This window comes from Streptomyces sp. NPDC107581, assembly GCF_055657175.1.
The window spans coordinates 41,334-54,950 of sequence record NZ_JBVKBH010000025.1; the positions used below are offsets into that span (position 1 = coordinate 41,334).

Below are 13,617 nucleotides of genomic sequence, written 5' to 3' on the forward strand. Positions count from 1 at the left end.
CCGCATCACAGCCGCCGGGCAGGGGGCATCGGGGCACGTACTCACCCTCGCAGGCGCGCGTACTCACACCGCCGCAACAACAACCTGGCCGCTGCGAACGGTGAGGACGGACGCAGGCGCCGGCCGGCGCTGCGGTGGCAGCGTTCCGGCCGCCACACGGAGCCCCTGACGCCCCTGACGCTCCTGATGCAGCTGCCGCGCCTGGGCCGGCACCTGGTCGTCCCGGGCGGTTCGGCACCTGGTCGTCCCAGGCGGTCCGGCTCCTGGCAGAGGGCCCGCTGCCGCCCCTTCCGTGCCGGCGGCGATCCGGCCGCTCATCGAGTACGTGTGCAGACCCACCACGCCAGGGCGTGGGACTGCGTGCCTGTTTTGTGACCGGTAGCCCGTCGCGGACCATACCTGGCAAGATCGGCCTGTGGCCCGGCAATTGGTGACCTTGCGCAGGATCGGCCTCGCGGACTGGCGGGCTGTCCACTCCTGGGCCTCCCTCGCCCAGGTCTGCCGCTTCCAGACCTGGGGGCCGAACAGCGAAGAGCAGACGCGCGCGTTCGTGGCGGACGCGGCCGACGCGTGGTCGCACACACCTCAACGACGGTTCGCCTATGCGGCGTCGGTGGAGGGCGACGTGGTGGGCATGGGCGAGTTGCATGTCCGGAGCCGGGAACAACGGCAAGGCGAGATCACCTATGCCGTGCATCCTGGGGCCTGGGGCCAGGGCGTGGGAACGGCGATCGGGAACGAGCTGCTCACGCGAGGCTTCGGGGAACTCGGCCTGCACCGGATCCATGCCACCTGTGACCCGCGCAACCTCGGGTCGGCCCGGGTATTGCGCAAGATCGGCATGACACGGGAGGGACGGCTTCGTCATACCGCGTTGATCCGGGACGGCTGGCGGGACTCCGAGATGTTCAGCGTCCTCGAGGAGGAGTGGCGCGCGGCCGCCCGGAACCGCATCTGACGGGACAGCCGTGCAGAACCGGCTGCCCCGTCGCCGCCGGCAGCAGTGGCCCGGCCCTGAGGCGGCGGGTCTGCGGGCGGGCCGGCGGCTTTGGCCGCGCGGCAAGTGCGGGCTGGAGTGAGGCCGTCGGGGACTGCGCTGCCGAACGGCTCGGACTCCTGGAGAGCCGGCGCGCCAGCAACGCCGCGGCTGCCCGGGCCAGGTGGGCTTCGCAGCCTGGTGGGATTCGGAGCGTTGGGGGAGGCGTTCGTGGGCTCTGCCGTTCCTCAGACGTTCCTCTGACGTTTCTCCTGGCGCGGGTGAGCCGGGACGGGCTGCGTTCGACGGCCCGTCGGCGGGGCGCGCCGGCGAAGCCCTTCGCGCCCCTGGGTCGGCCGGCGGTCTTGAGGGCCAGATTGAGACGCTGCCCACCCCGGCCGGCGAGTCGGCCGGGGTGGGCGGAGCCGGCCCGGACGAGGGTGGTCTCCGGGGCATGAGGCGGAGCCGGAGTGTGCGTTCACCCGTTCGCCGACTGGCCGGTTTTCGGCTGCGCCACCGTCCCATGGGCTGACATGCGCATGCCATGTATGTGATTCTGCTGTCACCGCTGCAGGAGAACGAGAACTTTCAGCATCTTCAGCCGTCCCCACAACGGCTGGACATTCCCCCCACGAAGGAGCTTGTGTGTCCTCCCGCAACACGCGCCGCCGGCGCACCGCTTTGGCCGCGGCCACTGCCGTCGCTGCCGCGGCCCTGCTGAGCCCTGCGCTCACGGCCACTGCCACCGCACAGCCCACGGCCGGTACCTCACCCCGTGCCGGCGTCCCGCTCACGCTGTCCGCGGCCGCGCGTACCACCCTGATACAGAAGGCCGAGGCCGGCGCCGCCGCGACGGCGCAGCAGATAGGCCTGGGCGCCAAGGAGAAGCTCGTCGTCAAGGACGTCGTCAAGGACGCCGACGGCACCGTCCACACCCGCTACGAGCGCACCTACGCGGGCCTGCCCGTGCTCGGCGGCGACCTCGTCGTGCACACCGCCAGGTCGGGCCGGACCGAGGGTGTCACCAAGGCGACCAGGGCCGTCATCAAGGTGGCCTCGCTCACGCCGCAGACCAGCGCCGCCAGGGCCGAGAAGCAGGCCGTGGGCGCCGCGAGGACCCTCGGCTCGGCCAAGTCGGCCGCGGACAGCGTGCGCAAGGTGATCTGGGCCGGCTCCGGCAAGCCCGTCCTTGCCTACGAGACGGTCGTCGGCGGCCTGCAGGACGACGGCACCCCGAACCGGCTGCACGTCATCAGCGACGCCGCCACCGGCAAGAAGCTCTTCGAGTACCAGGGCATCGAGACCGGTGTCGGCAACACCCAGTACAGCGGCAAGGTGGATCTGACGACGACGCAGTCAGGCTCCTCCTACACCCTCACCGACGCCTCCCGCGGCGGGCACAAGACCTACAACCTCGACCACAAGACCTCCGGCACCGGCACGCTGTTCTCGCAGTCCAGCGACACCTGGGGCGACGGGACCGTGTCGAACGCGGCGACCGCCGCCGCCGACGCCGCCTACGGCGCGCAGGAGACCTGGGACTTCTACAAGAGCGCCTTCGGGCGCAGCGGCATCAAGAACGACGGCAAGGCCGCCTACTCCCGCGTCCACTACGGCAACGCGTACGTGAACGCGTTCTGGGACGACGGCTGCTTCTGCATGACCTACGGCGACGGCTCCGGCGACAAGGACCCGCTGACCGCGCTGGACGTCGCGGGCCACGAGATGAGCCACGGTGTCACCTCCAACACCGCGGGCCTGGAGTACAGCGGTGAGTCCGGCGGCCTGAACGAGGCCACCAGCGACATCATGGGCACCGGTGTGGAGTTCTACGCCGACAACAGCACCGACGTCGGCGACTACCTCATCGGCGAGAAGATCGACATCAACGGCGACGGCAAGCCGCTGCGCTACATGGACAAGCCCAGCAAGGACGGCAACTCGGCGGACTACTGGTCCTCCGGGGTGGGCGATCTGGACGTGCACTACTCGTCCGGCGTCGCCAACCACTTCTTCTACCTGCTGTCCGAGGGCAGCGGCGCGAAGACGATCAACGGCGTGAGCTACGACTCGCCGACCCACGACGGCTCCACGGTCACCGGCATCGGCCGGGACAAGGCGCTGCAGATCTGGTACAAGGCGCTGACGGCGTACTTCACGTCGACAACCAACTACGCGGACGCCCGCAAGGGCACCCTCTCCGCGGCCTCCGACCTGTACGGCGCCTCCAGCGCCGAGTACAAGGCGGTCGCGGCAGCCTGGTCCGCAGTCGGCGTCAGCTGAACCCCCTGCCCGCGCAGTGCGGCACCCGGCCATGACCCGGGTGCCGCACGGGATCCGCGGCCGGGCGGTGTGTACAGACGGCCGTAACTGCGTCTGGAACAACGGCCATGACACCGCGGCCCTGGGCAACGGCCACGGCCGCTTCGCCGGCGACGCCTCCTTGGGGCTGTCGCCGTTGCCGTCACTGACTCGGCCGGGTGCGGCCCAGTGCCGGCGGGCGGGGGCGCTGTTCGGGGAGGAGGTTGGCCGGCACGGACCGGCCGATGGCCCCGATCAACGACGCCGTACTGCCCCGGGCAGGCCCCGGGGCGACGATGATCTGGTCCGCGGCGGCCTGGAACAGAACGGTGAAGCTCACTCGCTGGACGGACAGTCCTGGCGTGGCCGTCGTGACATCGCCTGCCATGCGGACCAGCGCCTGGTAGACCGTCAGCAGCGCGAAGATCTCCTGCTCACGACCGGGGACACTGCGTGAACGCAGCACTCGCCCGCCCAAGATCGTGGACTTCAGCGAGAAATAGCAGGTCTGCGCCTGCCGGCGCCGGCGGTAGAGCCGCAGCAGGTCGTTCGCGGGGTGGCGGCCGGCATCCAGCAGATTGGTCAGCAGCCGCCACAGCTCCGTGCGCCGCGTGCCGTCGGCGAGGACGACGGTGAGCCACGCCTCGACCACCCGCACCTCCATCCGCTGACCGTTCGCCCTGGCACGGTAGCGGCGCGGCAGGACCGCGGTGAGGTAGGGGCCGTCGGGCAGCGGGCGGCGCACAGTCGGGCGACGCTTGCGGGTCGAGCGCGGCACGAAATGGGCCCCGGTGTCCTGCACGGCCTGAAGGAAGTCGAACGCGTCGTAGTAGGCGTCGGCCAGTAAGAGTGTCGATGCGTCCAGATGTCCCAGCAGACGGCGGGCGTAGGCGAGTTCGCCGACGTCGTCGGGTCCGAAGACCGCGTCCACCAGAGCCCGTGTGCCGCACTCCACGAGGGCCACCATGCGCACCAGCGGGTAGCCGAACGCGCGGACCCTGCCGATGTGTTTGCGAAAGTGCCAGGTCACCGCTTTCTCGTCGGGAGCGGACAGGGTGGTGCCGTCCACGGCGACCAGGCGCAGGCCCTGGTAGAAGGCGCAGGACCGGCGGTGGTCTGCCACTGGTCCGGCCAGGATCGAGAACAGGTGGCGCAGCGGTCCGCTTCCCAGCCGGCGCCGGGCACGGGCCGGCGACGAGGCGCACGGGTGGGTCACGGGCACACTGCCCGGTCCCGCCTCACCCCGGCGCTCAGCCCTCTCGCCGCCCACCTGTCGTCGAGAGCTGCCGCGAGTGGAGTCGATGATGTCAGCCACCGTGATACCAGGCCGCTACTTTGAGCGACAATTGGGCCGGCGTGTCCGGCCCGTCCAGGAATCCGCTTGTCACGTCGGGCACCCGCGCTCGTGCGCACGGCCCGGCCGACGAGAAGCAGGCAGGCGCGCATCGACGGTCAGGCGACGAGTACCCGGCGCAGGGCATCGGTGGCGTAGGCGAACTCGGCGTCGGCGTCCACGTGCTCGAACCGCCCGGCGGCTTCGGAGCACGCGAATCCGAGTACGAACGTCGACAGCATCCGCTCGGCCCGCTGGACGTCCGTTTCGTCGAGCCCCGCCTCCCGCAGCGCGCTGTAGGCGGCGTCCCGCGGTCGCCGTGCGGACTCGGTCATCGCGGAACGCTCGAACAGCAGCGGGAACAGGTCGGGATGGGCCCGTGCCACGGCCCGCATCCCCTGGGCGAGCTGTGCCAGCCGCTCGGACCACGACAGCGCGGGGTCCGGCAACGGGATCTCCCCGAGCAGTCGTTCCACCAGCCCGTCCAACAGCCCCTGCTTGTCACCGACGTACCGGTAGAGCGCCATCGGCGTGACCCCCAGGCGGTCGGCCACCGCCCGCATGGTCACCGACGCCAGCCCTTGCTCGGCGGCCAGCGCCCAGGTCGCGTCGATGATGCGCGCACGGGCCAGGGGCCGGCGGCCGGGCGTGGTGGTGCTCCTCGCAGTCATGTATACATCGTAGACAATATGCTGGAGTCTTACATCTATCGGCCACGGTCTTCTGGGACGAGTGCCCGTTCCCGCTGCGGGAGGCCGGGATCACGGGAGCGGCCCGGACCCGATGTCGACGACCATGCCGTCGGAGGCGAGTTCGAACGGCAGCAGCGCCTCCTTTTCGAGCACGTCCGGCGACGGGTGGGTGAGCACCAGCCGCCCGCCCGCCACCGCCTCCCGGTTGTCGACGAGGTCCGCCACGTCCATGTGGCCGGGCACTTTGCGCCCCCATGTGTAGCCCTCGCAGACGAACAGGTCCGAGCCTGCTGCCATGACCGCCAGTTCCGGCGTCCAGGCGGTGTCGCCGGAGAAGGCCAGGATCCGGTCCTCGACGGCCAGTCGCAGGCAGAGGGCCGGTGCGCCCGCCGAGTGGTCGGCGGGGTGGGCTTCGACACGGATCCGGTCGGCCGGCGTCGACGCCGTCTCGCCCGGTGCGACCTCGTCGACGGTGACCTGGAAGCGTCGGGCCACCGTGGTCGAGCCGGGGAACAGGACCTCCATGGCCTCGGCGAGACGGCCGCGCGTGCCGGGTGGGCCGATGACCCGCAGGCCGGTGGTCCGGCGACGGAACTGGCCGTCGAGGATCAGGTAGGGCAGGCCGGCGAAGTGGTCGCCGTGCAGGTGCGTGATGGCGACGATGCCGACCTGCCCCGGGTCCAGGCCGACCCTGCGCAGCGCCGTCAACGACGTGGCGCCACAGTCGACGAGGACCGCCGGACCGTGCGACGGCGCGATGTGCGTGCAGGCCTGGAAGCGGCCTCCGCTGCCGAACGCGTCGCCCGAGCCGGCGATCGTCACGCGCATGGTTTCTCCTCACGCGTAGGGGAATGTCACCGTCTTGACGGAGGTCATCTCCGCCATGGCATATCTGATCCCCTCGCGGCCCACTCCGCTGGCCTTCACACCGCCGAACGGGATGTGCGGGGAGTCGAAGTGCGGACCGGCGCCGAGGTTGACCGCGCCGACGCGCAGCCGGGACGCCAGTTCCCAGAACGCCGCGCTGTCGTTGGTGAGCACCCCGGCCTGGAGCCCGTACGGCGTGCCGTTCGAGACGCGTACCGCCGTGTCGGTGTCCGCGACGCGCAGCACCGGCGCGACCGGGCCGAACGTCTCCTCCCGGACCAGGTCGGTCCGGGGCGGTACGCGGTCGAGTACCGTCGGCGCCATGAGCGGCCCGGTTCGGGTGCCGCCGACGGTGACCTGGGCGCCGTCCTTCTCCGCAGCGGCCACCCGTTCGGCGACCAGGCGGGCCGCGTCCTCGGTGATCAGCGGTCCGACGTCGGTGTCGGCGGCGCGTGGATCGCCGGCTCGCTTCGCCGCGACCGCGGCGGTGAGCAGGGGCACGAACGCGTCGGCGACCGACTCCCACACGATGATCCGCTTCACCCCGCGGCAGGACTGGCCGGCGGTGGCGCACGCACCGTCGGCGGCCAGCCTCGCCGCGAGCTCCAGATCCGCGTCGGGCAGTACGAACAGTGGATCGTTTCCGCCCAGTTCGAGCAGGAGCTTGCGGCCCGCCGCGGCCGCCGCCACGGCACGGCCGGTGGTGACGCTGCCGGTCAGCGTCACCATCGCCACCTCGGGATGGCTGACGAGGACCGGACCCACATGGCCCGGCTCGCCGGCGAGCACCGCCAGCCGATCGGCCGCGAGACCCGCCTCGACGAGGAGCTCCGCGAACTTGAAGGCGGTCAGCGGCGTCCGTTCGGAGGGCTTGACGGCGATCGGGCAGCCGGCGGCGACGGCCGGCGCGACCTTCACCACGACCTGGTTCAGCGGCCGGTTGAACGGAGTGATCGCGGCGACCACGCCGATCGGCTCCGGGACGGTCACCGCGAGCCGGCCCGCGCCGGGGATCGGGATGGACTCCCCGCGGATCCGCTCGGCCTCGGCGGCCGCGACCCGCAGGTTCGCCACGGCACGCTCGACCTCGCGCGCCGACTCCGCGCGGCAGATCCCGGCCTCGGCGGTGATCAGCGCCGCGAACTGCGAGGCCCGCTCGGCCACCAGGTCGGCGGCCCGGGACAGGACCCGGGAGCGGTCGGTGGCCGATGGCGCGGGACCGGCGCCGCTCAGAGCCGCCAGCGCCGTCCCGACCTGCTCGGGACCATCGGCCGGGACGGCACCGACGACCTTGCCGTCCCAGGGGTCGGACACCGTCAGTTCGCGGTTGGTGCTGTGGATGCGGCCGTCAAGAAACATCGTCGTCCTTCACCACGAACCGCTCCTCCAGCTCGGAGATCCTGCTGTAGCCGAAGACCTCGAAGAGCTCCTCGAAGGTCATCTGCATGCCGTGGCGAGGCCAGAACGCCTGCGTCGTCCCGGCGTCCCGCAGCTCGGCGAAGACCTTGCGCAGGATCGACGTGGCCGCGAACCAGCCCGACAGCGGGTAGATCGCGAGGTTGTAGCCGATCGCCTCCAGCTCGGCCGTCGTCAGCCACGGGGTCTTGCCGCCCTCGACCATGTTGGCCAGCAGCGGGGCGTCGATCTCGTCGCGGACCCGCTTCATCTCGTCGACGGAGAGCATCGCCTCGAGGAAGATGCAGTCGGCGCCGGCCGCCACGTACTCCTTGGAGCGGCGGATCGCCTCGTCCAGGCCGAGCTTCTCGCGGGCGTCGGTGCGGGCGATGATGGTCCAGTCCGGGTCGCGGCGGGCTTCGACCGCGGCCTCGATCTTGCCCGTCATCTCGCGCGCCGATATCAGCCGCTTGCCCTCCAGGTGCCCACAGCGCTTGGGTACGACCTGGTCCTCGAGATGTCCGCCGACGATGCCGGCCTGCTCGAACTCGCGGATGCAGCGCCAGGTGTTCATGGCGTTGCCGTAGCCGGCGTCCAGATCCATGATCACCGGGAGGTCGACGGCCAGGCAGATGTTCTTGGCGTTCCAGGCCATCTCGGTGATGGTGGCGAAGCCCAGGTCGGGCAGACCGAGCATGGCCGCCGAGGTGCCCGAGCCGGTCATGTGGACTGCCGAGAACCCGGCCTGTGCGATCACCCTGGCGCTCAGCGCGTCGTACGCGCTCGGCACCACGAGGATCTTCGGGTCGAGCATCAGCCTCTTGAACTCACTGGCACGGGACATGCCGGTTCTCCTTGGGGTGGACGGGCGGGCGTGGTAGGCCTGCCAGCAGGGGTGACTCGAGCAGGCGCAGGAAGCGGTTGTACTTGGCGATCCGGTCGCCGCGGCGCGGGCCGCCGATCTTGATGTGGTCGGCGCCGACCGCGAGGGCCAGGTCGCAGATCGCGGTGTCCTCGGTCTCGCCGGAGCGGTGCGACACGACGGTGCGCAGACCCGCGGTGTGGGCCGCCCAGGCGGCGTCGAGGGTGGCCGAGACGGTCCCTGCCTGGCTGGGCTTGAGCAGGACGGCGTGCGCCAGGGCCGGTTCGACCCGCCGGGCGTCGGAGGCGAACAGGTCGTCGCCGACGACCAGCGCACCGGCTTCACCGAACCGCGGCGTGAACGTGCGCCAGGCCGCCGTGTCGGCCGGATCGAAGGGGTCTTCGACGTAGCCGAAGCCGTGGTCGCCCGTGAGGCGCAGCAGCAGCTCGCCGAACCCCGCGCAGGTGTGGACCCGGCCCTCGAAGCGATAGCCGCCGTCGGTGGCCAGGTGCTCCGCCGCCACGTCCACCCCGATGCCTACCCGGCCGGCGAGATTGCAGGTGTCGATGACGGAGGCGAGCAGCGCCAGTTGGTCGCGCGTCGGCCGGTCCGCGACCACGAACCCGCTCGACGCCGACAACCGGGGATCCCCCAGCGCCTTCTCCAGCTGGGAGTGGACGGCCATGGCCGCGTGGATGTCCTCGATCAGGGTCTCGTGGAGCGGGATCGCCATGATCTGCTGGAACGAGGCCGCCTCGCCCCGGCCGTGGATCCCGCCGGAGAACGTGTTGACGAGCAGCCGGGGCACCTGCCGGGGGAATCCGCCGTTCTGTTGCGCGAGCCAGCCGACGAGCTGAAGCCGCTCGCGTCGGGCGGCGGCGCGGGCGAAGGCCAGGGACAGTGCCAGCGTGACGTCGGCGCCCAGGGCGTGCTCGTCGTCGAGGGCGAGCAGCACGGCGTCGAGTTCCCGCTGGCCCGACACCTGCCGGCCATGGAGTGCGGAGCGCACCAGTCGTGCGGTGGTGCCCTGGTCCAGCAGGGTGCCGAGGTCGCCGGTGTGCAGACCGCGGCGCCGTTCGAGCCGTCCGGGCGCGATGGCCACGGGGCAGGAACCGCGGCCGAAGCCCTCGTCCCCGGCGAGCTGGAGATCGGCTTCGACCGTCGGGTGCGCCCGCGAGTCGAGCACGCCGCGCAGCCTTACCCGTTCGATCAGCACGGCCGCTCCTTGAAAAGCCGGTCCATCAGCTCACAGGCCCGCGACAGCGGCAGCGAGCCGTGTGCGGACGCCCGCTCGCCGAACACGGTGCAGCCGTCCGGGGCCGTACCGGGCCCGGCGACCGTGATCGGCACCGGGTCGGGCGCGTGGATGCCGAGCTCGCACGGTGTGGAGTGGTCGCAGGTCACGACCATGGTGTCGGCCGGGGTCAGCGCTGCGGCCAGGGGGCCGACCAGATGGGCGTCGAGGTCCGCGATCGCGTGGACCTTCTCCTGGACCTGGCCGTCGTGGCCGGGCTCGTCGGGTCCCTTGACGTGCACGAACACCACTTCGGCGGGGTCGGCGAGGAGCATGGGCACCAGCGCGCGGTAGTACGCCTCGACCGACTCGTCCGCTGCGGGCCTGGAGCGGGTGAACCGGGCCCCTATCAGGGCGGCCAGCCCCTGTTCGGCGGGGACCTGGCCGTACATCGACGTCGTCCGGGGCGCGGGCGCGAGCGTCGGCAGTGTGTGGCCGCCGTCGCGTACCAGGATCACGTTGGCGGGTCTGCGGCCCGCCTCGATGCGGGCGCGGTTGACCGCGCTGCCCGCCAGGACGCGGGCGCTCGCCGCGACGAAGCCGTTGACCAGGTCGGCGGTGCGCCGCGCGGCCGGCTCCTCCTGGAGTGGCCGGCAGGGCAGCGGGGTGTCGGCGGGCTCCGCGACCGGTACCCCGAAAGCGCCCATCTTCACGAATCCGGGATCGGTGTTGGAGACGGCGCCGGACAGCTCCGTCGACTCGCTGGTCAGTGCGAGGATGCCGCGGTGGCGGCCCCAGCCGGTCAGCGACATCCGGATCGCCGGCCCCAGGTCCACGCCGGCGGTGATCTGCGCGACCAGCGTCTCCAGCTCCGGATCGGTCAGGTCCCGCGAGGTTCGCCGGTCCAGGCGCCCGGAGACGGGGTCCATACTGGCGAAGTTGATCCGGAACGCCACCGATGAGCCGCCGCCGCTCCAGTAGCCGCCGCCGAAACCCTCGAGCGGGCCGCGTCCGGTGTAGTGGAGCAGCGGGTCGTAGCCGAGCAAGGCCATGGCTCCGGAGTCGGATTCGGGCGGGATACCGCTGCCGATCACCTCGATCAGCGCGCTCGCGCCGCGCGCCGCCAGCGCGTCCAGGTGCGGTGTGTCGGCGGCCTCGAACGGCGTACGGCCCTCGAGTCTTCCGATCGGCCGGTCCGCGCCCCCGCACAGCGCGAGGACGTACACCTTCCCGCTAGTCGTGGACGGCACGGATGCGTTCATCGATGCCACGCTCCTTGATGACGGTGGACACGGCGTTTGGAACCAGTGCGGGCCAGTGGGTCCCGCCTTCGGCGATCGCGCGGCGCACCCGCGTGCCGCTGATCGGCTTGTCGGTGCGTTTCCACATGACCTCGGTGCGCAGACCGAGGTCGCGGAAGCGATGGAGCTTGGCGTCTCCCCAGTCGTCGTAGATGGTGAGGTAGTAGACCGCCTCCTGGGGTGCGTAGAACCGGAGCCGTTCGGGGAACGAATGCGGGAACGGGACGATGCGCAGACGGTTCGGTTCGACGCCGGCCTCGGTCAACGCTCCGTGCACCATGAGATAGCGCTCGTAGTACGTGCACGGATTCGACTCGGCGAGTCCGCGTTCGGCGTCGGTGGGCTCGAAGGCCGTCTGTTCGGGGTCGGGGTTGGTGATGCCGACCACGAGGGTCTCGCAGCGCTGTGCGCCGGCGAGCAGGTATTCGAGGTGGCCGAGGTGCAGGGGCTGGAAGCGGCCGTGGATCACGCCGACCGGATGGGTCACCGTGTGCCTCCCGTCACGAAGTCGCGGAAGCGCCGTGCCACTTCGGCCGGGCCCACGCTCGGCCGCCCGAGCCTTTGCAGCGATCCCGGGGTGACCGTCAGGCGGATCAGCGTCGGGCCCTCGCCCGCCGCCAGCGCGCCGCGGAGCGCGGCGGCGAACGACGTGAGATCCGGGCAGTCGTGGACGGCGTGGTAGCCGCAGGCCGCGGCGATGGTGGGGAAGTCCACCTGCGCGGCGAGGGTCTGCTGGCCGCCGGTCGAATCGTGGACCCCGTTGTCCAGCAGGATGTGCAGGAGCCGGCCGGTGCCGTGCCGTCCGGCGGCGGCGAAGGCGCCGAGCCGCATCAGGGCCGCGCCGTCGCCGTCGACGACGACCACCGGCCGGTCGGTGTGGCGGGCGGCACCGAGGCCGACCGCCATGGCCGAGCCCATGGCTCCGACGAGGTAGAAGTGCTGCGGCCGGTCGGCGAGCGTGAACAGTTCCCGGCTGGACTTGCCGGTCGTGCACACGATCGCGGCGGAGTCGGGCAGAGTCGCCAGCAGTTCCTCCAGTGCCCTGATCCGGGTCGGCGGCGCGTGCAGCGGCTCGTGCCGCACCACGGCGGGCCGCACCGGTGTGGCGGGTTCCGGCTCGATCAGTGGCTCGTCGGCGAGGATCCCCTGCCGCAGCACGAAGGCATGCGGCAGATCGGAGGTCTCCATCTCCTTCCAGCCGTGCGCGACGGCGTCGGCCATGGCGCCGGGTTCACCGGGGAGCGGCGTGTGGCCGACCTCGACGATGTCCAGCAGGTCGTGCATGACACGGCCCATCAGCGCGTGCTGCGGCTCGTCCGGGCGTCCGGGTTCACCGCGCCAGGTCACCACCAGGGGGATCGGGATACGGGCCGGATGGTTGAGCGAGGTCAGGGGATTGACCATGTTGCCCAGTCCAGAGTTCTGGGCGATCACACACGCGCTCGCCCCGGCCAGCCAGGCACCCGCGGCGAGCGCGACCGCCTCGCCCTCCTGCGCCACCGGAAGATAGGTGGCCCTGGAGCCGGACGCCGCCCGGTTGATGAGGGGCGTGAGGTAGGAACACGGGACGCCGGTGACATCGACGACGCCCCGGTCGGCCAGCAGGTCCAGCAGGTGCGCTGCGGCGACCATCACGCCACCCGGCCCGAGCGTGGCGGCTCGCCGGTGCGCACCACGTGCAGGACGCCCTCGGCGATCCGGCGGCGCAGGCTGGTCTCGGCCTGCTTCGACAGGAACGCCCGGTGCGAGCTGACCACCACGTCGTCGCGTTTGATCAGTTCGGCGGCCACCGCGGCACGGTTCGGGTCCTCCGGAGAGAACACGTCGGAGGCGAAGCCGCCCAGCCGGCCCTCGTCGAGGGCGGCGGCGACGGCCTCCAGCTCGATGAGGGCGCCGCGGGCCGCGTTGACCAGCAGGCTGCCCGGCTTGAAGGCCCGGGCGGTGTGCGTGTTGATCAACCCCCTGCTCTCCGCGGTGAGTTCGGCGTGCAGGAGTACGGCGTCCGAGGCCGCGAGGAGGTCCTCCAGCTCGGCGCAGCGTGCGACGCCATGGCTGGCCATCAGGTCGCCGGGGACGTAGGGGTCGTAGGCCAGAACGCGGCCGTAGAAGGCCTGGAGTTTGCGGGCGACCGCGCGGCCTATGCGGCCGAAGCCGACGATCCCGGCGGTCGCGTCGGCGGTGCGGCGCGGGACGCCGCCGCGGTAGATGCCCCAGTGGTCGGCCTTCACCGCCTCGTTCTGCACGCACACACCGCGCTCCAGGGCGAGGAGCAGGGCGAGGGCGTGCGTGCTCACCTCGTCGCCGCAGTAGTCGGGGACGTGGAAGCCGAACCGGCCGGCTCTCTTCAGCAACGGGATGTTCAGGTTGTCCAGGCCCACGCCTTGCCGGGCCACTACCCGGCAGCCGTCGCCGGCCGCCGCCAGCAGCTTGGGCGTGACCTGGCAGCGGTAGACGACCATCGCGTCGGCGCCGGCCGCGCGCGCGTACAGCTTCTCACCATCGAGCAGGTATCCGGTCGCACCGTGCGTGCCGAACCGCAGCTCGACCTCGTCGCCGTACACCTCGCGCTCGATTGTCGCCAGTTCGGGGTTCAGCCGCCCCGCCGGGTCGACGGCCCAGGCGGGGTCGGTGTAGAAGACGCTGGGCATGGGCACTC

The 13,617-nt window shown here is 71.6% G+C and carries 12 protein-coding genes; 2 read left to right on the forward strand and 10 right to left on the reverse strand.

Annotation, left to right across the window (positions count from 1 at the left end; all coding sequences use genetic code 11):
* The first annotated feature begins 415 nt into the window (after positions 1 to 415).
* Both ACZ7P3_RS39755 and ACZ7P3_RS39760 read left to right on the forward strand, forming a co-directional pair.
* Positions 416 to 958, forward strand: coding sequence for a GNAT family N-acetyltransferase (locus ACZ7P3_RS39755; protein WP_472089375.1), 543 nt, complete (start codon positions 416 to 418; stop codon positions 956 to 958).
* Between the two features lie 663 nt (positions 959 to 1,621).
* Positions 1,622 to 3,259, forward strand: a complete 1,638-nt coding sequence (locus tag ACZ7P3_RS39760) for a M4 family metallopeptidase (protein WP_472089376.1) — start codon at positions 1,622 to 1,624, stop codon at positions 3,257 to 3,259.
* Between the two features lie 181 nt (positions 3,260 to 3,440).
* Here ACZ7P3_RS39760 and ACZ7P3_RS39765 read toward each other — a convergent pair whose 3' ends face one another.
* The 10 genes from ACZ7P3_RS39765 to ACZ7P3_RS39810 form a co-directional block, all read right to left on the reverse strand.
* Complete coding sequence (locus ACZ7P3_RS39765; RefSeq protein ID WP_472089378.1) at positions 3,441 to 4,493, reverse strand: IS4 family transposase; 1,053 nt, start codon at positions 4,491 to 4,493, stop codon at positions 3,441 to 3,443.
* Positions 4,494 to 4,729: 236 nt separating this feature from the next.
* Positions 4,730 to 5,281 carry a TetR/AcrR family transcriptional regulator gene (locus ACZ7P3_RS39770; protein WP_472089380.1) on the reverse strand — a complete coding sequence of 184 codons (552 nt, stop codon included), beginning with the start codon at positions 5,279 to 5,281 and terminating at the stop codon, positions 4,730 to 4,732.
* A 90-nt stretch (positions 5,282 to 5,371) separates the two neighbouring features.
* Complete coding sequence (locus ACZ7P3_RS39775; protein WP_472089382.1) at positions 5,372 to 6,130, reverse strand: MBL fold metallo-hydrolase; 759 nt, start codon at positions 6,128 to 6,130, stop codon at positions 5,372 to 5,374.
* 9 nt (positions 6,131 to 6,139) lie between these two features.
* Positions 6,140 to 7,528, reverse strand: coding sequence for an aldehyde dehydrogenase family protein (locus ACZ7P3_RS39780; RefSeq protein ID WP_472089384.1), 1,389 nt, complete (start codon positions 7,526 to 7,528; stop codon positions 6,140 to 6,142).
* Positions 7,518 to 8,408: a carboxyvinyl-carboxyphosphonate phosphorylmutase gene (bcpA, locus tag ACZ7P3_RS39785; RefSeq protein WP_472089386.1), complete on the reverse strand. Its 891-nt coding sequence runs from the start codon at positions 8,406 to 8,408 to the stop codon at positions 7,518 to 7,520. The genes ACZ7P3_RS39780 and bcpA overlap by 11 nt, the downstream gene beginning before the upstream one ends.
* Entirely contained in the window at positions 8,392 to 9,642 is a 1,251-nt protein-coding gene (locus tag ACZ7P3_RS39790) for an enolase-like domain-containing protein (protein ID WP_472089387.1), read from the reverse strand. Before ACZ7P3_RS39790 ends, bcpA begins: the two co-directional genes overlap by 17 nt.
* Complete coding sequence (locus ACZ7P3_RS39795; protein ID WP_472089388.1) at positions 9,636 to 10,922, reverse strand: CMP-5'-phosphonoformate--3-phosphoglycerate phosphonoformyl transferase; 1,287 nt, start codon at positions 10,920 to 10,922, stop codon at positions 9,636 to 9,638. Before ACZ7P3_RS39795 ends, ACZ7P3_RS39790 begins: the two co-directional genes overlap by 7 nt.
* A complete protein-coding gene (locus ACZ7P3_RS39800) occupies positions 10,894 to 11,448 on the reverse strand; it encodes an adenylyltransferase/cytidyltransferase family protein (RefSeq protein WP_472089390.1) in 555 nt (184 codons plus the stop codon). Before ACZ7P3_RS39800 ends, ACZ7P3_RS39795 begins: the two co-directional genes overlap by 29 nt.
* Positions 11,445 to 12,593, reverse strand: a complete 1,149-nt coding sequence (aepY, locus tag ACZ7P3_RS39805) for a phosphonopyruvate decarboxylase (RefSeq protein WP_472089391.1) — start codon at positions 12,591 to 12,593, stop codon at positions 11,445 to 11,447. The genes ACZ7P3_RS39800 and aepY overlap by 4 nt, the downstream gene beginning before the upstream one ends.
* A complete protein-coding gene (locus ACZ7P3_RS39810) occupies positions 12,593 to 13,609 on the reverse strand; it encodes an NAD(P)-dependent oxidoreductase (RefSeq protein WP_472089392.1) in 1,017 nt (338 codons plus the stop codon). The genes aepY and ACZ7P3_RS39810 overlap by 1 nt, the downstream gene beginning before the upstream one ends.
* Positions 13,610 to 13,617: the final 8 nt, after the last annotated feature.

What these genes read in the sequence shown, in the direction of transcription:
- ACZ7P3_RS39770 (WP_472089380.1), bottom strand. Translation starts at nt 5,281, where the DNA reads ATGACTGCGAGGAGCACCACCACGCCCGGCCGCCGGCCCCTGGCCCGT.
- ACZ7P3_RS39775 (WP_472089382.1), bottom strand. Translation starts at nt 6,130, where the DNA reads ATGCGCGTGACGATCGCCGGCTCGGGCGACGCGTTCGGCAGCGGAGGC.
- ACZ7P3_RS39780 (WP_472089384.1), bottom strand. Translation starts at nt 7,528, where the DNA reads ATGTTTCTTGACGGCCGCATCCACAGCACCAACCGCGAACTGACGGTG.
- bcpA (WP_472089386.1), bottom strand. Translation starts at nt 8,408, where the DNA reads ATGTCCCGTGCCAGTGAGTTCAAGAGGCTGATGCTCGACCCGAAGATC.
- ACZ7P3_RS39795 (WP_472089388.1), bottom strand. Translation starts at nt 10,922, where the DNA reads ATGAACGCATCCGTGCCGTCCACGACTAGCGGGAAGGTGTACGTCCTC.
- aepY (WP_472089391.1), bottom strand. Translation starts at nt 12,593, where the DNA reads ATGGTCGCCGCAGCGCACCTGCTGGACCTGCTGGCCGACCGGGGCGTC.
- ACZ7P3_RS39810 (WP_472089392.1), bottom strand. Translation starts at nt 13,609, where the DNA reads ATGCCCAGCGTCTTCTACACCGACCCCGCCTGGGCCGTCGACCCGGCG.